19 protein-coding genes and 2 pseudogenes are annotated in these 17,966 nt (G+C 70.7%); 15 read left to right on the top strand and 6 right to left on the bottom strand.

Going from position 1 to position 17,966, the window contains the following annotated elements:
* Positions 1–402, bottom strand: a pseudogene (locus tag ADBZ5U_RS07095) (class I SAM-dependent methyltransferase); the annotation flags it as partial.
* A gap of 35 nt (positions 403–437) precedes the next feature.
* On the opposite strand from ADBZ5U_RS07095, the gene ADBZ5U_RS07090 reads away from it, so the two are divergent.
* From ADBZ5U_RS07090 to ADBZ5U_RS07075, 4 genes are read left to right on the top strand one after another with little or no spacing between them, the layout of a single operon-like run.
* The gene (locus ADBZ5U_RS07090; protein ID WP_526263817.1) at positions 438–881 is read left to right on the top strand and encodes a PPOX class F420-dependent oxidoreductase; all 444 of its coding nucleotides are present in this window, start codon (positions 438–440) and stop codon (positions 879–881) included.
* 30 nt (positions 882–911) lie between these two features.
* Positions 912–1,100, top strand: coding sequence for a DUF5302 family protein (locus ADBZ5U_RS07085; protein ID WP_526263824.1), 189 nt, complete (start codon positions 912–914; stop codon positions 1,098–1,100).
* A 52-nt stretch (positions 1,101–1,152) separates the two neighbouring features.
* On the top strand, positions 1,153–1,758 hold the full coding sequence (locus ADBZ5U_RS07080) for an HhH-GPD-type base excision DNA repair protein (protein ID WP_526263815.1): 606 nt from the start codon (positions 1,153–1,155) through the stop codon (positions 1,756–1,758).
* A 9-nt stretch (positions 1,759–1,767) separates the two neighbouring features.
* Positions 1,768–1,914: a DUF1059 domain-containing protein gene (locus ADBZ5U_RS07075; RefSeq protein ID WP_526263813.1), complete on the top strand. Its 147-nt coding sequence runs from the start codon at positions 1,768–1,770 to the stop codon at positions 1,912–1,914.
* Here the strand turns inward: ADBZ5U_RS07075 and ADBZ5U_RS07070 are convergent.
* A complete protein-coding gene (locus tag ADBZ5U_RS07070) occupies positions 1,911–3,362 on the bottom strand; it encodes a wax ester/triacylglycerol synthase family O-acyltransferase (protein ID WP_526263822.1) in 1,452 nt (483 codons plus the stop codon). The two genes, ADBZ5U_RS07075 and ADBZ5U_RS07070, sit on opposite strands and share 4 nt — an antisense overlap.
* 269 nt (positions 3,363–3,631) lie before the next feature.
* On the opposite strand from ADBZ5U_RS07070, the gene ADBZ5U_RS07065 reads away from it, so the two are divergent.
* The gene (locus tag ADBZ5U_RS07065) at positions 3,632–4,180 is read left to right on the top strand and encodes an Rv2240c family protein (protein ID WP_526263811.1); all 549 of its coding nucleotides are present in this window, start codon (positions 3,632–3,634) and stop codon (positions 4,178–4,180) included.
* A gap of 37 nt (positions 4,181–4,217) precedes the next feature.
* On the opposite strand, the gene ADBZ5U_RS07060 is transcribed toward ADBZ5U_RS07065, so the two are convergent.
* Together ADBZ5U_RS07060 and ADBZ5U_RS07055 are read right to left on the bottom strand one after the other, a co-directional pair.
* A complete protein-coding gene (locus tag ADBZ5U_RS07060) occupies positions 4,218–5,225 on the bottom strand; it encodes an Rv1157c family protein (protein ID WP_526263809.1) in 1,008 nt (335 codons plus the stop codon).
* A gap of 45 nt (positions 5,226–5,270) precedes the next feature.
* Positions 5,271–5,846: a hypothetical protein gene (locus ADBZ5U_RS07055; RefSeq protein WP_526263807.1), complete on the bottom strand. Its 576-nt coding sequence runs from the start codon at positions 5,844–5,846 to the stop codon at positions 5,271–5,273.
* Between the two features lie 135 nt (positions 5,847–5,981).
* On the opposite strand from ADBZ5U_RS07055, the gene ADBZ5U_RS07050 reads away from it, so the two are divergent.
* Positions 5,982–7,235: a mannosyltransferase gene (locus tag ADBZ5U_RS07050; protein ID WP_526263805.1), complete on the top strand. Its 1,254-nt coding sequence runs from the start codon at positions 5,982–5,984 to the stop codon at positions 7,233–7,235.
* Here the strand turns inward: ADBZ5U_RS07050 and ADBZ5U_RS07045 are convergent.
* Positions 7,177–7,461, bottom strand: a complete 285-nt coding sequence (locus ADBZ5U_RS07045) for a 4a-hydroxytetrahydrobiopterin dehydratase (protein ID WP_526263803.1) — start codon at positions 7,459–7,461, stop codon at positions 7,177–7,179. The two genes, ADBZ5U_RS07050 and ADBZ5U_RS07045, sit on opposite strands and share 59 nt — an antisense overlap.
* Positions 7,462–7,560: 99 nt before the next feature.
* Between ADBZ5U_RS07045 and ADBZ5U_RS07040 the strand changes: the two genes are divergently transcribed.
* The 9 genes from ADBZ5U_RS07040 (at position 7,561) to dapC (ending at position 17,857) form a co-directional block, all read left to right on the top strand.
* Complete coding sequence (locus ADBZ5U_RS07040) at positions 7,561–7,953, top strand: (deoxy)nucleoside triphosphate pyrophosphohydrolase (RefSeq protein ID WP_526263801.1); 393 nt, start codon at positions 7,561–7,563, stop codon at positions 7,951–7,953.
* 69 nt (positions 7,954–8,022) lie between these two features.
* Positions 8,023–9,936, top strand: a complete 1,914-nt coding sequence (gene typA, locus ADBZ5U_RS07035) for a translational GTPase TypA (protein WP_526263799.1) — start codon at positions 8,023–8,025, stop codon at positions 9,934–9,936.
* A gap of 45 nt (positions 9,937–9,981) precedes the next feature.
* Positions 9,982–11,814 carry an ABC transporter family substrate-binding protein gene (locus tag ADBZ5U_RS07030; RefSeq protein WP_526263820.1) on the top strand — a complete coding sequence of 611 codons (1,833 nt, stop codon included), beginning with the start codon at positions 9,982–9,984 and terminating at the stop codon, positions 11,812–11,814.
* A gap of 9 nt (positions 11,815–11,823) precedes the next feature.
* The gene (gene mshB / locus ADBZ5U_RS07025) at positions 11,824–12,687 is read left to right on the top strand and encodes an N-acetyl-1-D-myo-inositol-2-amino-2-deoxy-alpha-D-glucopyranoside deacetylase (protein WP_526263818.1); all 864 of its coding nucleotides are present in this window, start codon (positions 11,824–11,826) and stop codon (positions 12,685–12,687) included.
* Positions 12,687–13,046 carry a hypothetical protein gene (locus ADBZ5U_RS07020; RefSeq protein ID WP_526263797.1) on the top strand — a complete coding sequence of 120 codons (360 nt, stop codon included), beginning with the start codon at positions 12,687–12,689 and terminating at the stop codon, positions 13,044–13,046. The genes mshB and ADBZ5U_RS07020 overlap by 1 nt, the downstream gene beginning before the upstream one ends.
* A 103-nt stretch (positions 13,047–13,149) precedes the next feature.
* A complete protein-coding gene (locus tag ADBZ5U_RS07015) occupies positions 13,150–15,663 on the top strand; it encodes a bifunctional FO biosynthesis protein CofGH (protein WP_526263795.1) in 2,514 nt (837 codons plus the stop codon).
* Positions 15,664–15,705: 42 nt separating this feature from the next.
* Entirely contained in the window at positions 15,706–16,422 is a 717-nt protein-coding gene (locus ADBZ5U_RS07010) for a hypothetical protein (RefSeq protein WP_526263793.1), read from the top strand.
* Positions 16,419–16,742: a ferredoxin gene (fdxA, locus tag ADBZ5U_RS07005; protein WP_526263791.1), complete on the top strand. Its 324-nt coding sequence runs from the start codon at positions 16,419–16,421 to the stop codon at positions 16,740–16,742. Before ADBZ5U_RS07010 ends, fdxA begins: the two co-directional genes overlap by 4 nt.
* Positions 16,743–16,768: 26 nt before the next feature.
* On the top strand, positions 16,769–17,857 hold the full coding sequence (gene dapC, locus ADBZ5U_RS07000; protein ID WP_526263789.1) for a succinyldiaminopimelate transaminase: 1,089 nt from the start codon (positions 16,769–16,771) through the stop codon (positions 17,855–17,857).
* 35 nt (positions 17,858–17,892) lie between these two features.
* Here dapC and ADBZ5U_RS06995 read toward each other — a convergent pair.
* A pseudogene (locus tag ADBZ5U_RS06995) lies at positions 17,893–17,966 on the bottom strand (MspA family porin); the annotation flags it as partial.

Below are 17,966 nucleotides of genomic sequence, written 5' to 3'. Positions count from 1 at the left end.
CCGCGGGTTGGCGGGCAGCAGTTTCTCGCGCAGTCCGATCACCGGCGGCAGGTCAACCGACACCCAGCGGAACCGGGCGTCCGGAACGGCCTTGTCCAGCCGCCAGAAGCTGGTCTGGAATCCCTCGGCGAGCGCGACGATGGTGGCTTTCGGGTGGGTGAGCAGGTAGTCGATCGTGCATTTGTCGGCAGCCAGTGAGCGCAGCGCCATCTCCTGGCCGCGCCGGCCGAACTTGTCGTAGTCGACGCCGTAGGTCCGGGCGAACGCATCGCGAAGTTCGATGGCCATCGGGTCGTCGATGATCGCGTCGGGAAGACCGGCCTGATGAGCGCGGCCGTTGAGTGTCATCAGCGCGGTCTCGGAGACGCCGGTCAGCGCGGCGGAGCCTTGGGGGCGGTTCATCGCGCCCAACCTACCCGGGTCGTAGGCTCGGGAACATGGCCCGTGAGGTGTTCGACGACAAACTGCTGGCACTGATCGCCGACAATGCCCTCGGTGTGCTGGCGACCATCAAACGCGACGGGCGCCCACAGTTGTCCAACGTCACCTACCACTTCGACCCGCGTGTGCCGGCCATCGAGATCTCGGTGACCGAGCCCAGGGCCAAGACCCGCAACCTGCGCCGCGATCCGAGAGCGTCGCTGCTGGTCAGTTCCGACGACGGCTGGTCCTACGCCGTCGCCGAGGGCACCGCCGTGCTCAGCCCGCCGGCCGCCGCGCCGGACGACGACACCGTCGAGTCGCTGGTGAACCTCTACCGCAGGATCGCCGGGGAGCACCCGGACTGGGACGACTACCGCCAGGCGATGGTCGTGGACCGGAGGGTGCTGATGCGGCTCCCGATCAGCCACCTTTACGGGATGCCGCCCGGCATGCGCTGACCGCTCCGGGGGTTGGGCTAATCTGCCATGATGGCCGAGGCCCGATCCGATCCCGCCGATCCCGCGGACGAGACCAAGCGCAAGTTCCGCGAGGCGCTCGAGCGCAAGAAGGCGAACGCCGCCGGCGGCGCCGCCCACACGGACGCGGGCAACAGACAGTCCCATGCCCACGGCCCGGCCGAGCAGCGCCGCAGCTTCCGCCGAAAGAGCGGCGGATAGCACCCGGCCCAGTGCTTCGGCCGGGGGGCGGGACTGGCTTAAACTCGTGGTCATGGCCCCACTGCAGCTGACCCAGGATCCGGCGGCGGACACCCTGCTGTCGGAGGATCCGTTCGCCCTTTTGGTCGGGATGCTGCTGGACCAGCAGATTCCGATGGAGCTCGCCTTCGCCGGGCCGCGCAAGATCGCCGACCGTCTCGGCGGGATCGACGCCCGGCTGATCGCCGACTGCGACCCGGGGAAGTTTGCCGCGGCGTTCTCCGAAAAGCCTGCGGTGCATCGGTTTCCGGGTTCGATGGCCAAGCGGGTCCAGGACCTCGCCCGCGACGTCGTCGACAACTACGGCGGGAACGCCGCCGCGCTGTGGACCGACGGCGACCCGGACGGGCCCGAGGTGTTGCGTCGGCTGAAGGCACTGCCCGGGTTCGGTGAGCAGAAAGCGAAGATCTTCCTGGCACTGCTGGGCAAGCAGTACGGGGTGACACCACGGAACTGGCGGGCCGCGGCCGGCGACTACGGCAAGGCCGGGACCCACATGTCGATCGCCGATGTGGTGGACAGGGGCTCGCTGGAGCAGGTTCGGGCGTACAAGAAGAAGATGAAAGCGGCAGCGAAGGCCGAACCGGGGCAGTCGGGCACCGCAGCGGCCAAGGCCTAGGAGACAACCATGAAGACCCATCTGAACTGCCCGTGTGGCGAGGCGATCCAGGGCAAGGACGAAGACGAACTGGTCGAACTCGCGCAGGCCCACCTCGCCGAGGCGCACCCCGGCATGCACTACGAGCGCGAGCACATCTTGTTCATGGCGTACTAGGCCGAGGACGAGTCGGGGGTGATGCCCACCGCCGCCTCGAGTTCGGTCAGAGCCCGTTCGGTGAGCGGGATCAGTTCGGCGACGCGGGGCATCACGTCGGCGTCGGTGACGTAGCCGACCGCGATGCGGCCGGCATAGCCGCACACCGTGACGTTGAGGCCCATCCCGTCGAAAACCGATGAGACCGGGTAGATCTCGTCGAGGTGGGCCCCGTTGTAGTACATCTCCTCGCGGGGTCCGGGCACGCTGGAGATCGCCAGGTTGCAACTCGGCGGCAGCAGCGTGCCGAACGGCAGCAGCGGTATGACCACAGTCGATCCGATCGCCGGGCCCATCACGGCCAGCATCGCGTCGGACCCGTGGGTGCCCACCTGTTTCTTGATGTTGGTCATCGCCAGATGAACGAACGCCAGTCGTTCGCCGGCGTCGTCGATATCTGTGCCCAGCGGGCACAGACCCAGGCCGAACTTGTTGCCGCCGCCGGAATCCCGCACCCCGCCGTCGCGGTCGCGCACCGAGACCGGGCACATCGCGACCAGGGTGCGGTCGGGCAACTGGTGACGCTCCAGCAGCCAGGCCCGCAGGGCGCCGGCGATCAGCGTGGTGACCACGTCGTTCGCGGTCGCTCCGGCGGCATCCTGGACGGCCCGGATGCGCGCGCGGTCCAGGCTGGTCCCGGCCGCCGCGCGACGCGGCCCCAGTCTGGCGTTGAAGCGGGTCTGGGGCGCGTCGAAGGGTGGGACGACCGCATCGGTGACCAGACTGCCGATGATGTTGGCCAATTCGGCGGCCGCCACCCGGCGGGTGAGGTCCAGACCGGCCGCGGCGGCGTCGGCGACGGCGCGCAACGCCCGGAACGGTCCGGGCAGCGCCGGACGGCCGGCCGACCGCGACCGCCCCTCGGCGGCTTCCGCCGGCTTCTTCTCGGCGTAGAAGGGCGGCATCGAGCGCCGGTCGGGGTCCGGGCTCAGCGAGTCGCTGATCATGCGGAGGCCGGCGACGCCGTCGATGATCGTGTGGTGGATTTTGATGTAGAGGGCGAAGCGGCCGTCGGGCAGGCCGTCGATGAGGTAGCTGGTCCACATCGGCACCGACATGTCCAGACGTCCGCCGTGCAGTTCAGACACCATCTCCCAGAGGTCGGCGGGTCCTGACCCGGGCGTCAGCGTCACCCGGTGCACGTGGGCGCGCAGGTCGATCTCGGGGACTTCGCGCCACTTCCACACCCCGCCGGTGTCGGCGCCGCGGTGCGGATGCCGACGCAGCCGGGCGTCGACCTTCCGATCGGTGATCAGGCCCTCTTCGTACAGCTTGTCGACGTAGGCACGCGAGCCGGCGCCGGCCGCCTCGGCCGGGGGCGAGAGGACCAGCACGACACCGACATGCATTGCGCTGCCGAGCGTTTCGCCGGCCAGCATCAACGAGTCCAACGTCTCCAGTGATTCCACCCTGCTCCTGGTTGACTCCATTGCCGCTGGTGTTCCGCCGAAATCCAGCCTAATGGTTTCCGATCGGGGTGGCGTGGACGAGGTTCGGACCGGTCAGCGGGACCGGCCCCGCGCACTGTCGACGGCGAAGGTGTACGGCCGGAGAACCTACCGTGAACGGCGGATGCCGTCTCTCGGACGAGCGGTTCACCGGCCGTCGGCCGGGTTTGCTCCGCGGCGACGTCGCGGTAGTCTCGGCCCGGATCAAAGCGCTCGGCGAGAGGACGACGATGAACCGCGCCCTGATGACGGTCGGCGTGTCGATGTGGGCCTGTGCCGCGTTGTGCGCCCCGCACTGCGCGGCCGAACCGGTGAATCCCGCTGACCCGCAACCTGTTCCGGCCGTTCCCGCGCAGGCGGCCACCGCCCCCGCGCCGCAGCAGCAGGCTGCCCCCTCCGGCGGTTCGGTGGCCGACGCCTGCAAGCTGTTCAACGTCGCGCTCGACGTGGCCGCCGTCAACTACGAGGACTTCGCCTACGCCACCGCCGGCAACGGCAACCTGGTCGACTATCGGGACCCGCAGGTGGGGCGGTCCAACGTCGCGGGTCGCACCGCGCTGCGGCAGGCCGCCGCCGCGGCGATGAGTGCCGCGGGCACGCCGGGTCTGCCCGTCGAGGTGTCCAACCCGATGCGGGCCTGGTCCCTGCGCGCCACCAAACTCCTCGTCGTCATGGGATTGCACGGCGGGGGCGACTCGCTGAATTCGAATGTGGCCGGATTGAACAGCGAGGCCAACGACGCCCAGATGGCCTGCGCGCTCGCGACTCGCCAGGCTTGAGAGGCTCCCGGGTGTGGGTGATCACCCGGTGGCCGGTTCACGGCACGACGGATGAGCCGATGGTCGGCATGAAGGTGCACTGCTTGTCCAGCGTGGTCACCTGTCCGAAGATCGTCGACATGATGCTGCCCGGTCCGGTGTCGACGATGGCGGTCAGCGTCGTGGGCCCCTGCGGGTTGATCGCCGGGTTGGGCTTCAGCGTGGCGCTCCCGGACCGTCCGGTGGTCAGGTTGACCCAGGTGACGTTGAGCGGCAGCTTCTGCTCGGCGGCCGGCGCCGGAGTGCCCACCGCGGTGAACACGTAGGCCATCTGGCCGGCGGCGGGGCCCGGGGCGGGAATCTTGGCCGGACCGGCCACCGCGATCGCGGTCGCGATCACATTGCCGCCGTCCTTCAGGCATCCGTTGCTCAGCGAGGGATACATGAAGTCCTGCGTCGGCGGGACGGCCGGGTCGTAGGGCGTCTGCGCCGCGGGGGCGGGCGCCGGGGCTGACCCGGCCTGGGCCGGCGCCGCCGCGGCCGCCGCGGGCGGGGGAACCAGCACCGGAACCTCCGGCGCGGGCCCGGCGGCACGCTCCGGGTTCACCCCGGTCGGCAGGTGCGCCTCGGTCCCGGGCACCGCTCCGGGCGCCGGAACGTGCTGCACCAGCGGGATCGGGCCGTTGCCCGGGCCGGGGGTGAGCAGCGGGGCGGCGCCGTGGGCGGGTCCGGCCTGCTGGGTCACCGCCGCCGCGGGAGGGCCGAGCGGCCCGGCGGCACCGCCTTCCTGGACGAACCTGCTGACCGCCTGCGCCAGCGACAGCGAACCCTCCGGCGTGGCGGCGTTGCCGGCCAGCTGGGAGGCCGCCGCGAGCAGCAGTTGCTGGGCCGAACCCGGATCGGCCGCCGCCTGCTGAACCACCGGACTGAGGCTCTGGACGGCCTGCAGTCCGGGCAGCTGGCCCGGGTCCAGAGGGATGGTTGGGTCCGCCGCCGCGATCGGGCTGGTGGCCACTGCCAGGGCGATGGCCGTCAGACCGGTGGCCAGTTTGGCGATGTTCGGCACGGCATGCTCCCTTTGGGTCGTTCGCGCAGTCAGTCGGGCGGGGCGTCAGGGAAGGGCGTTGAGCAGCGGGTTCGGGCCGACCGGGATGGCCGGCGCCACCGGGGCCACCGGGACCACCGGGGCGACCGGCGCGACCGGCGCGACCGGCAGCGGCGCGGCCACCGGGGCGATCTGCTGGGGAGGGCTGACCAGCGGCAGGCCGGCGGGCGCCAGTCCGACCAGGTTGGCCGGAACCCCGAGCTGGTTGAGCAGCGGACCGACCAACTGGGCGGGGCCGGGGGCCGGTGCGGCCGGGATCGGCGCGGGCGCCGGGATGTACGGCGCGGCCGGGGCCGGGTAGCCCGGAACGCCCTCGATCGGTGAGACCGGCAGGGTGTTGGGAGCGGGCGCGCCCACCAGGGTCGACGCGCCGTTGAGGGCGGTGGCCGCGGTCTGCAGCACCGCGCCGACGCTGGCCGGGTTGGTGGCGAACTGCTGGATCATGTTCAGCGCCGGAACCCCGGGGACGGCCGGCGGCGCAACCGGGTCGGCGGCCGCGGAGGCGCTCAGCGCGATCGCGGCCGAGCACAGCCCGCCGACGGCAATTGCGTTGGCAGCCAACAGCTTTGCGAAACGTGACATGTGAATCCACTCCCTCGGTTGCAGGTCCTGGAACCGAAGGTATCCCGTTGCTGAAGTTACTCAAGTGACACGTGTGCCGGTTATTCAACTGTTACGGGAGCGATGGCCACCGGTGACCGCCGTTAGAGTCGCGGGATGACCGTCGCGCCGGCAGAGTTGGCCGCAACCGGCCGGCTGGCGCGGGTCGCCCAGTTCGCACCCGTGCTGCTGACCGCCAGCATCGTTGCCCGGCTGGCCTGGACGTACCTGGCGCCCAACGGGGCGAACTTCGTCGATCTGCACGTCTATCTCGGTGGCGCGGCCGCCCTGGACCAGCCCGGGACGCTGTACTCCTACGTCTACGCCGACCAGACGCCGGACTTCCCGTTGCCGTTCACCTACCCGCCGTTCGCCGCGCTGGTCCTCTATCCGCTGTCCAGGCTGCCGTTCGGCCTGGTGGCGCTGTGCTGGCAACTCGGCGCCGTCGCGGCTCTCTACGGCGTGGTGCGGGTCAGCCAGCGGCTGATCGGGCTCGGGCAGGCCGCGGGGGGACACCGCACCGCGATGGTGTGGACGGCCGTCGCCATCTGGACGGAGCCGATGCGCAGCACCTTCGACTACGGCCAGATCAACGTGGTCCTGGTTCTGGCGGTGCTCGCGGCGGCCTACAGCACCCGCTGGTGGCTCTCCGGGCTGCTCGTCGGGCTGGCCGCCGGAATCAAACTGACCCCCGCCATCGCCGGGGTGTACCTGGCCGGAATGCGCCGCTGGGCCGCGGCGGCCTTCTCCGCGATCGTGTTCGCCGCCACGGTCGGCCTGTCCTTTGCGCTGATCGGCAGTCAGGCCCGCTACTACTTCACCGACCTGCTGGGCGACGCCGGCCGGGTGGGCCCGATCGGCACCTCCTTCAACCAGTCCTGGCGCGGCGCGATCGCCCGGATCCTCGGCCACGACCCCGGCTACGGGCCGCTCCTGCTGGCCGCGTTCGCGCTGACCGCCCTGCTGGCGGTGTCGGCCTGGCGCGCCCTGGGGCGGCAGCCGGGCCCGCGCGATCGGCTGGGATCTCTGCTGGTCGTCGAACTCTTCGGGCTGCTGATCTCGCCGATCTCCTGGACCCACCACTGGGTCTGGCTGGTGCCGCTGATGATCTGGCTGTTCGACGGGCCGTGGCGCGGCCGTCCCGGCGCGCGGCCGCTGGGCTGGGGGTGGCTGGCGCTGACGATGGTCGGCGTGCCCTGGCTGCTGAGCTTCGCCCAGCCCACCATCTGGGAGATCAGCCGGCCCTGGTACCTGGCCTGGGCGGGCCTGGTCTACGTCGTCGCCACCTGCGTGACGCTGGGCTGGATAGCGGTCACGGGACTGCGAGAACCCGATCGAGTTCCCGTGCCATCTGCACATCCTTGTCGGTGATGCCGCCCTCGGAGTGCGTGACCAGCGCGAAAGTCACGGTGCGCCAGCGGATGTCGATGTCGGGATGATGATCGGCGCGCTCGGCGTGCTCGGCCACCCGGCGGACCGCCTCGATGCCGTCCGGGAAGGACGGGAACGTCACCGACCGGCGCAGCGCCCCGTCGGCCCGCTGCCATCCGTTCAACGTCGCCGCCGCGGCGTCCACTTCTTCATCGCTGAGCACCATTGCTCTTGCTTACCCGTTGAGTGCAGCGTCACGCAGACGTTTACTCGAACAACGTCTGCGTGGTGCTGCACTCACAGCGGCGGTATACCGTCACAGGCCATGCAGATAGTGGTCGCCGGGGCGCTGATCGCCGACGGCGCTCTGCTGGTGGCGCAGCGGCAGCGGCCGCCGGGGCTGGCCGGCCTGTGGGAGTTGCCGGGCGGCAAGGTGGCGCCGGGGGAGACCGAGAGCCAGGCCCTGGCGCGTGAACTTCGCGAGGAACTGGGTGCGGAGGTCGAAGTCGGCGAACGACTCGGCGGCGATGTCCCCTCGGGCGAGGTGCTCCTGCGGGCCTACGAGGTCAGGGTGACCGGGGGAGAGTTGCACCCACACGACCACGCCGCGCTGCGCTGGGTCGGCCGCGCCGACCTCGACGACCTGCCCTGGGTGCCCGCCGACCGGGCCTGGCTGCCGGCACTGCGTGCCCGGCTCGCCGATGCCGGCTCCCGATAGCGCCGGACCGGCATCGCCTCCGACCGGGCGTTTTCGCCGACGGGGTGTCGCACTGCGACAATCTGCAGCGTGACTAGCCCCGCAACCAAGCACGACTTCCGCAACGTCGCCATCGTGGCCCACGTCGACCACGGCAAGACCACACTGGTCGACGCCATGCTGCGGCAGTCCGGAGCGCTGAGCCACCGGGGCGACGACGCCGTCGAACGACTGATGGACTCCGGGGACCTGGAGAAGGAAAAGGGCATCACGATCCTGGCCAAGAACACCGCGGTGCACCGCCGTCACGCCGACGGCGGGATGACGGTGATCAACGTCATCGACACCCCCGGCCACGCCGACTTCGGGGGCGAGGTCGAACGCGGCCTGTCCATGGTCGACGGGGTGCTGCTGCTGGTCGACGCCTCCGAAGGCCCGCTGCCGCAGACCCGGTTCGTGCTGCGCAAGGCGCTGTCGGCGCATCTGCCGGTGATCCTGGTGGTCAACAAGACCGACCGGCCCGACGCCCGCATCGCCGAGGTCGTCTCCGAGAGCCACGACCTGCTGCTCGACGTCGCGTCCGACCTCGACGAGGAGGCACAGAAGGCCGCCGAGGAGGCACTGGGACTGCCCACGCTGTACGCCTCGGGCCGCGCGGGCATCGCGAGCACCACCGAGCCAGCCAACGGGGAGAACCCGGAGGGGGAGAACCTCGACGCGCTGTTCGACGTTCTGCTCGAACACATCCCGCCGCCGAAGGGCGACCCGGAGGCGCCACTGCAGGCGCTGGTCACCAACCTCGACGCCTCGGCGTTCCTGGGCCGGCTTGCGCTGATCCGGATCTACAACGGAAAGCTGCGCAAGGGCCAGCAGGTGGCCTGGATGCGCGAGGTCGACGGAGTCCCGGTGATCGCCAACGGCAAGATCACCGAACTGCTCAGCACCGTCGGCGTCGAGCGCAACCCGACCGAGGAGGCCGTCGCCGGGGACATCGTCGCCGTCGCCGGCATGCCGGAGATCATGATCGGCGACACCCTGGCCGACCCCGACCACGCGCACGCCCTGCCGCGCATCACCGTCGATGAGCCGGCCATCTCGGTGACCATCGGCACCAACACCTCGCCGCTGGCCGGCAAGGTCTCCGGGCACAAGCTGACCGCGCGAATGGTCAAGTCCCGCTTGGACTCCGAGCTCGTGGGCAACGTCTCGATCCGGGTGGTCGACATCGGCCGCCCGGACGCCTGGGAGGTGCAGGGCCGCGGCGAATTGGCGCTCGCCGTGCTCGTCGAGCAGATGCGCCGGGAGGGTTTCGAGCTCACCGTCGGCAAGCCGCAGGTGGTCACCCGCACCATCGACGGCAAGCTGCACGAGCCGTTCGAGGCGATGACCATCGACTGCCCGGAGGAGTTCGTCGGGGCCATCACCCAGTTGATGGCCAACCGCAAGGGTCGGATGGAGCAGATGACCAACCACGCCGCCGGGTGGGTGCGGATGGACTTCGTCGTCCCGTCCCGCGGGCTGATCGGCTTCCGGACCGACTTCCTGACGCTGACCCGCGGCACCGGGATCGCCAACGCGGTGTTCGACGGCTACCGGCCCTGGGCCGGGGAGATCCGCGCCCGGCACACCGGATCGCTGGTCAGCGACCGGGCCGGATCGGTCACGCCGTTCGCGATGATCCAACTCGCCGACCGCGGCACCTTCTTCGTCGAACCCGGCGACGACACCTACGAGGGCCACGTCGTGGGCATCAACCCGCGGGCCGAGGACCTCGACGTCAACGTCACCCGGGAGAAGAAGCTGACCAACATGCGTTCCTCCACCGCCGACGTGATGGAGACCCTGGCCCGGCCGCTGGAACTCGACCTCGAGCAGGCCATGGAGTTCTGCGCCGTCGACGAGTGCGTCGAGGTGACCCCGGAGATCGTGCGGGTGCGCAAGGTCGAGTTGGACGCCACCAGCCGGGCCCGCAGCCGTTCCCGGGCCAAGGCGCAGAAGGCCTGACCCGGCTGCGGTTGACCGGCGCGGGACCAACCGGTCGATACGCTGATAGGCGTGCCGACCCGATCACCCAAGCCGTTCGCCGCGGCTTGCGTGACGGCGCTGGTCCTCGCCGGCGGTTGTGCCGCCGACCCGCCGCCGGCGCCGCAGAGCACGCAGACCTCGCAGTCCGCGGCGCCGGCCTCCGAGGTCTCCCAGATCATCGTGGCGATCGACTCGATCGGCGCCGGGTTCAACCCGCACCTGCTCAGCGACCAGTCGCCGGTCAATGCCGCCATCAGTGCGCTGGTGCTGCCGAGTTCGTTCCGGCCGGTCCCCGACCCGGCCGCGCCGACCGGTTCCCGCTGGGAGATGGACCCGAGCCTGTTGGTCTCGGCCCGGGTCACCGGCGACAGCCCGTTCACCGTCACCTACAAGATCCGGCCCGAGGCGGCCTGGACCGACAACGCTCCGATCGCCGCCGACGACTTCTGGTACCAGTGGCGCCAGATGGTCAGCCATCCCGGCGTCGTCGATCCGGCCGGCTACGACCTGATCACCGGGGTGCAGTCGCTGGACGGCGGCAAGACCGCCGTCGTCGCGTTCTCCCGGCCGTATCCGGCCTGGCGGGAACTGTTCAACCACCTGCTGCCGGCGCACATCGTCAAGGACGTCCCCGGCGGCTTCCCCGCCGGGATGAACCAGGCGTTGCCGGTGACCGGCGGTCAGTTCCGGGTGGACACCATCGACCCGCAGCGCGACGAGATCCTGCTGGCCCGCAACGACCGGTTCTGGGGTCCGCCCGCCACGCCCGACCAGATCCTGTTCCGCCGGGCCGGGGTTCCGGCGGCGCTGGCCGATTCGATCCGCAACGGCGACACCCAGGTGGCGCAGGTGCACGGAGGAGCCGCGGCGTTCGCCCAACTCTCGGCGATCCCCGATGTGCGCACCGCCCGGCTGATGACTCCACGGGTGATGCAGATCATGCTGCGGGCCCAGCAGCCCAGACTGGCGGATCCCCGTGTGCGCCAAGCTGTTCTGGGACTGCTGGACGTCGACCTGCTCGCCGCCGTGGGGGCGGGCAGTGACAACTCGGTCACCTTGGATCAGGCGTTGGTGCGCTCCCCGAGCGATCCCGGCTATGTTGCCACCGCGCCCGCGCCACTGGGCCCCGACCGGGCGCTGGAACTGTTCACCGAGGCCGGCTACCAGGTCGAGCGGGGCGCCGTCGACTCAGCGGCGCCCGCGCAGTTGGAAGCCGCCCGCGGGCGAATCAGCCGCGATGGCCAGCAGATGGCATTGGTGATCGGCGCGGCGGCCAACGACCCCACCGCGGTGGCGGTCGCCAATACCGCGGCCGACCAGTTGCGCGGCGCCGGAATCGCCGCGAGCGTGCTGGCGCTGGATCCTCCGGTGCTCTACGGCGCCGCGCTGCTGAAGAACCGCGTCGACGCCATCGTCGGCTGGCGTTCCGCCGGGGGTGACCTGGCGACGCTGCTGGCATCGCGCTTCGGCTGTCCGGCACTGGAAGCCGCGCCGTTGTCCGGCGGTGAGACCCCCACCGCGGCGGCGGCTTCGGAGGCGCCGGATACGCCGGCGCCGACCACCACCACACGGTCACCACAGCCCAGCCCGCTGGTTCGCGCGCCGTCGAATCTCACCGGCATCTGCGACCCGGCCATCCAGCCGATGATCGACGGCGCGCTGACGGGAACCCTCGGGATCAGCGACGTGATCGCCGCGGTGGAACCACGGCTGTGGGCGATGGCCACGGTACTGCCGATCATGCAGGACACCACGATCGTGGCCGCCGGGCCGAATGTCCGGAATGTCAGTCTGACCGGCGCGATACCGACGGGTATCGTCGGCGACGCGGGCCGCTGGCTCAAGACCACGCCCTGAGGAGTGCTCATTTCCGATACCCCGCGAATGTTGTTCGTCCACGCTCACCCCGACGACGAGACCATCAACAACGGCGTCACGGTGGCGCGCTACGCCGCGGCCGGAGCCGAGGTCTGCGTGGTGACGTGCACCCTCGGTGAGGAGGGTGAGGTCATCGGTGACCGCTGGGCGCAACTCGCGGCCGATCGCGCCGACCAGCTCGGCGGGTACCGCATCGGCGAGCTCACCGCCGCCCTGCGGCACCTGGGGGTGGCGGGCCCCCGCTTCCTCGGCGGCGCCGGATGCTGGCGGGACTCGGGCATGGTGGGCGCGCCGGCGCGGCGGCGCACCCGGTTCGCCGACGCGGACTTCGAGTGCGTCGTGGCTCAACTCGCCGACGTGATCGCCGAACTGCGACCACACGTCGTGGTGACCTATGACCCCGACGGCGGCTACGGCCACCCGGATCACATTCAGGCGCACCGCGCGACCACCGCGGCGGTGTCCGCGGCGGCCGAACGCTGGCAGGTGCCGAAGTTCTACTGGACCGTTGTGTCGCTCAACGCATTCCGGGACGGGCTGCAGTCGCTGACAGCCGAGGACGTGCGGCCCGACTGGATCTGGCCCGCCGAGGATCCGTCGTTCGGCTTCGACGAGGACCGGATCACCACCGTCGTCGAGGCGCCCGAGCACCTGGCCGACAAGGTCGCCGCCATCGCCGCGCACGCGACCCAGATGGAGTTGGGCCCCACCGGCCGGGTTTTCACACTGTCCAACAGGATCATCGTCCCGGTACTGGCCGCGGAACACTACGTGCTGGTGTCGGGACAGCCGGGTGAGCCGGCCGAAGACGGCCGGGAGCACGATCTGCTCGCGGGCCTGAACCTGATCTGATGGATCACCCGATGTCCCCCGTCGTGTTGGCGGTGCTGGCCCTCGACGGGGTGCTCTCGGCGCTGGGCGGAGCGTTCCTGCTGCCGTCGCACCTGGGCCCGGTGCCGTTCCCGATCAGCGCCGCGCTCAGCGGACTGCTCAATGCCGCGTTGGTGTGGGCGGCCTGTCACTGGACGACGTCACGCAGGTTCGTCGCACTGCCGCTGTGGACCTGGCTGGGCACGGTCGCGGTGTTGTCGCTCGGCGGACCCGGCGGCGACGTCGTCTTCGGCGGCCCCGGGATCATGGCCCTCTCGGTGCTGCTGTTCATCGTCCTCGGCGCCCTGCCGGCCGCGATGCTGCTGCGCAGGATGCGCTGACCGTCCTCGGCCGGGCGACCGGCGTCCGGCGGGCCGCTGGTACTGGCGGGCCGCTGAGACTCGGGGCGTTGATACTCGGGGCCTTGATACTACTGTGGTGACCATGACCTCGACGGCGCTGCGCCGGGTGCTGCGCCGGGCTCGCGATGGTGTGGCACTCAATGTCGACGAGGCGGCCCTGGCCATGACGGCCCGGGGCCCGGAACTCGCCGATCTGTGCGCCAGTGCGGCGCGGGTCCGCGACGCCGGCCTGATCTCGGCGGGGCGGCGTGGCGCGCGCGGGCGGCTACCGGTGTCCTATTCCCGCAAGGTGTTCATCCCGGTAACCCGGCTGTGCCGGGACACCTGCCACTACTGCACCTTCGTCACGGTGCCCGGCAGGCTTCGCGCCGAGGGCCGCGGGATGTATCTGGAGCCCGACGAGGTCGTCGACATCGCCCGGCGGGGTGCTCGCCATGGCTGCAAAGAGGCGCTGTTCACCCTGGGCGACCGACCCGAGGCCCGCTGGCCCGAAGCGCGGGAGTGGCTCGGTGAGCGCGGCTACGACTCCACCCTGGACTATGTGCGGGCGTGCGCGATCCGGGTGCTCGAGGAGACCGGCCTGCTGCCGCACCTCAATCCCGGGGTGATGAGTTGGGCCGAACTGTCCCGGCTCAGGCCGGTGGCGCCCTCGATGGGGATGATGCTGGAGACCACGTCGCGCCGTCTCTTCGAGACGCGCGGACTGGCGCACTACGGCAGCCCCGACAAAGACCCGGCCGTGCGGTTGCGCACCCTGACCGACGCGGGACGGCTGTCCATCCCGTTCACCACCGGCCTGCTGGTCGGCATCGGGGAAACGCCGGCCGAGCGCGCCGACACCCTGCACGCGATCCGCAAGGTGCACAAGGAGTTCGGCCACGTCCAGGAAGTCATCGTGCAGAATTTCCGGGCCAAGGAACGCACCGCGATGGCGACGGTCCCGGACGCGGGATTCGATGAGTTCCTGGCCACCGTCGCCGTCGCCCGGCTGGTGCTGGGGCCGCAGATGCGAATCCAGGCGCCTCCCAACCTGGTGTCGCCGGGGGAGTGCCTGGCGCTGCTCGGCGCCGGCGTCGACGACTGGGGTGGCGTCTCGCCGCTGACTCCCGATCACGTCAACCCCGAACGTCCCTGGCCTGCGCTGGAGGATCTGGCGGCCGTCACCGAAGAGGGCGGGTTCGACCTGGTGCAACGGCTCACCGCGCAGCCCGGGTACGTGCAGGCCCCGGCCGGCTGGATCGATCCCCGGGTGGCCGGTCACGTCGCCGCCCTGGCCGACCCCGCCTCCGGGTTGGCGCGCGATGTCACGCCCGTCGGCCGACCCTGGCAGGAGCCCGACGAAGCCGCCGAGTCACTCGGCCGGACGGATCTGGCCACCGCGATCGACGCCGAAGGCCGCCGCGCCGACACCCGCAGCGACCTCGGCAGCGCTTTCGGGGACTGGGACTCCATCCGCGACCGCGTCGGCGAGTTGTCCGCGCGCGCACCCGAGCGCATCGACACCGACGTCTTCGCCGCGTTGCGCTCGGCCGAACGCGAACCGGGTGGATGCAGCGACGCCGAGTACCTGGCCCTGGCCACTGCCGATGGACCGGCGCTGGATGCCGTTGCGGCGCTGGCGGATTCGCTTCGCCGCGATGTGGTCGGCGACGATGTGACGTTCGTGGTGAACCGGAACATCAACTTCACCAACATCTGTTACACCGGTTGCCGGTTCTGTGCCTTCGCCCAACGCAAGGGGGATGCGGACGCCTTCTCGCTGTCCACCCGGGACGTGGCTGAACGTGCTTGGGAGGCGCACGTCGCCGGCGCCACCGAGGTGTGCATGCAGGGCGGGATCGACCCCGACCTCCCGGTGACCGCCTACTCCGACCTGGTGCGGGCGGTCAAGGAGGCGGTGCCGTCGATGCACGTGCACGCGTTCTCCCCGATGGAGATCGCCAACGGAGTCACCAAGAGCGGCAACAGTATTCGGGACTGGCTGACCGGCCTGCGGGAGGCCGGTCTGGACACCATCCCCGGCACCGCGGCGGAAATCCTCGACGACGAAGTCCGCTGGGTGCTGACCAAGGGCAAGTTGCCCACCGCGCTGTGGGTGGAGATCGTCACCACCGCGCACCAGGTCGGCCTGCGGTCGAGTTCGACGATGATGTACGGCCACGTTGACACCCCGGCGCACTGGGTGGCCCACCTCAACGTGCTGCGCGGAATCCAGGACGACACAGGCGGTTTCACCGAGTTCGTCCCGCTGCCGTTCGTTCATCAGTCGTCGCCGCTGTATCTGGCGGGGGCCGCCCGTCCGGGTCCGACCCACCGGGACAACCGCGCGGTGCACGCCCTCGCCCGGATCATGCTGCACGGCCGGATCTCCCAGATTCAGACCAGCTGGGTCAAGCTCGGCGCGGAGCGCAGCCAGGTGATGCTCAACGGTGGCGCCAACGACCTCGGCGGAACCCTGATGGAGGAGACCATCTCCCGGATGGCGGGCTCCCAGTACGGGTCGTCGAAGACCGTCGCCGAACTGGTGGCCATCGCCGCGGGCATCGGCCGTCCGGCCCGCCAGCGCACAACCACCTATTCGACGCGGGCAGCCTGAGCCTCACGTCTCGCCGGCGGCGGAGGCGGCATACTGCCACCTATGCTCAGGAGGGCGCCGCTGGCCGCGGCGATCGCGTTCGCGGTGCTTTCGGTCCTTGCGGTGGTGGTCGTGCCGCTGGGGCCCGGTATCGAACGCTCCGGCGCAGAGGTGGTCGAGCACATCAGCGCCCATGCCGGCATGATCCGGTTGCGCGCACTGCTGGCGGCCGCGGCATTGCTGGCCCTGGCCGTGGTGGTCGGTTACGCGCGGGAACGTATCGACGGGCCGGCCGGACGTATCTTCACCATCGGGGCCGCGGTCCTGGTGGCCCATGTCGGCATCCAGCTCTGGCTGACGTCGGGGATGGCACTGCACGCGTCCAGCCTCGATCCGGCGACCGCCCGGGTGCTGAGCGACATCGCGGCGATGTTCTCACCGCTGCTGAGCGTCCCGGCGCTGATGCTGGCCGGTCCGGTCATCTGGGCGGCGCGCAACGGGAGGTTCCCGTATTGGCTCGCGCTGATCGCGGCCGCGTTCGCCGTCGAGCAACTGGTGCAGCTGTTGACCGTCATCGGGCCGCCGGGCAGCTTCATCGCCCCCGGTGGCCCGATGACGGTCTACCTGGGCGGCAGCCTGTTCCTGGTTTTCCTGTTCGCCCTGGGCGTCGGCGCCGCACAGCCGGCCGATCGCCAGCCCGCCCGGTCTACGATTTCCGGTGCATCGGATAATGTGCCTCTGCCGACTCAACCAAGCGCCCATCGAGGAGAACCTTCGTGACCTACGTGATCACCGAAGCCTGCGTCGACATCAAGGACAAGGCCTGTATCGAGGAATGCCCGGTCGATTGCATCTACGAGGGCGCCCGCATGCTCTACATCCATCCCGATGAGTGCGTGGACTGCGGGGCCTGCGAACCGGTCTGCCCGGTGGAGGCGATCTACTACGAGGACGACGTTCCCGACCAGTGGTCCGGGTACACCCAGATCAACGCCGACTTCTTCGCCGATCTCGGTTCGCCCGGCGGCGCCGCGAAGGTGGGCCTGAGCGAGAACGATCCGCAGGTGGTCAAGGACCTTCCACCCAAGGGCGAGGACTGACCGCCCGGTCGCGTCGTTCGGCGCCGGTGTCGGCGTCGCTGCCGGTGTTCCCGTGGGACACCCTGGCCGACGCCGCCGCGGCGGCCGGTGCGCACCCGGGCGGGATCGTCGACCTCTCGGTCGGCACCCCGGTCGACCCGGTGGCACCGCTGATCCGGGCCGCTCTGGCCGACGCCTCGGGGGTGCCCGGCTACCCGACGACGGCCGGAACGCCCGAGTTGCGCGCCTCGGTGGTGGCCGCACTGCACCGCCGCCACGGGATCACCGGACTGGACGCCGGCGCCGTCCTGCCGGTGATCGGCACCAAGGAACTCATCGCCTGGCTGCCGACGTTGCTCGGCCTGCGGTCCGAGGACGCCGTGGTGGTCCCGGAACTGGCCTACCCGACCTACGAGGTCGGCGCCCGGTTGGCGGGGGCGGACGTGATCTTCGCCGACTCGCTGACCCAGCTGGGCCCGCGGAACCCCGCCGTGGTCTATCTGAACTCGCCGAGCAACCCGACCGGGCGGGTGCTGGGCGTCGACCATTTGCGCAAGGTGGTCCGGTGGGCCCGCGAGCGCGGCGCCCTGGTGGTCTCCGACGAGTGCTATCTGGGCCTGGGCTGGGAACAGCAGCCCTTCTCGGTACTGCACCCGGACGTCTGCGGCGCCGACCACACCGGGCTGCTGGCCGTGCACTCGCTGTCCAAGAGTTCGTCGCTGGCCGGCTACCGGGCCGGGTTCGTCGCCGGGGACCCCGAGGTCGTGGCCGAACTGCTGGCGGTGCGCAAGCATGCCGGGATGATGGTGCCCGGACCGGTGCAGGCGGCGATGGTGGCCGCACTCGATGACGACGACCACGCGCTCGCCCAGCGGGACCGGTATGCGCGGCGGCGCGCGACGCTGATGTCGGCGTTCGGCGCCGCGGGATTCACCGTCGAGCACTCCGAAGCCGGGCTCTACCTCTGGGCCACCCGAGCGGAACCGGGCCGCGACACCGTCGACTGGCTGGCCCGGCGGGGAATCCTGGTGGCGCCGGGCGACTTCTACGGCCCTCGGGGTACCGACTACGTCCGGGTGGCGTTGACCGCCACCGACGAACGGGTGGCGGCCGCGGCCGAGCGACTGGCGGGCTGAACCCGCCGCCGCCCGGCCGGGGAAGCGGAATCCGTCTAGTTCATGTTCCAGGGCTCGCCGTAGGTGGTGACGGAGTCACCGGTCTTGGAGATCAGCCGGGCGAACGGGC

Source organism: Mycobacterium sp. (genome assembly GCF_040398885.1).
In the GTDB taxonomy this organism is placed as follows: domain Bacteria; phylum Actinomycetota; class Actinomycetes; order Mycobacteriales; family Mycobacteriaceae; genus Mycobacterium.
Note: the sequence above shows the minus strand (reverse complement) of the source record. Positions and strands in the feature narration are given on the sequence as shown.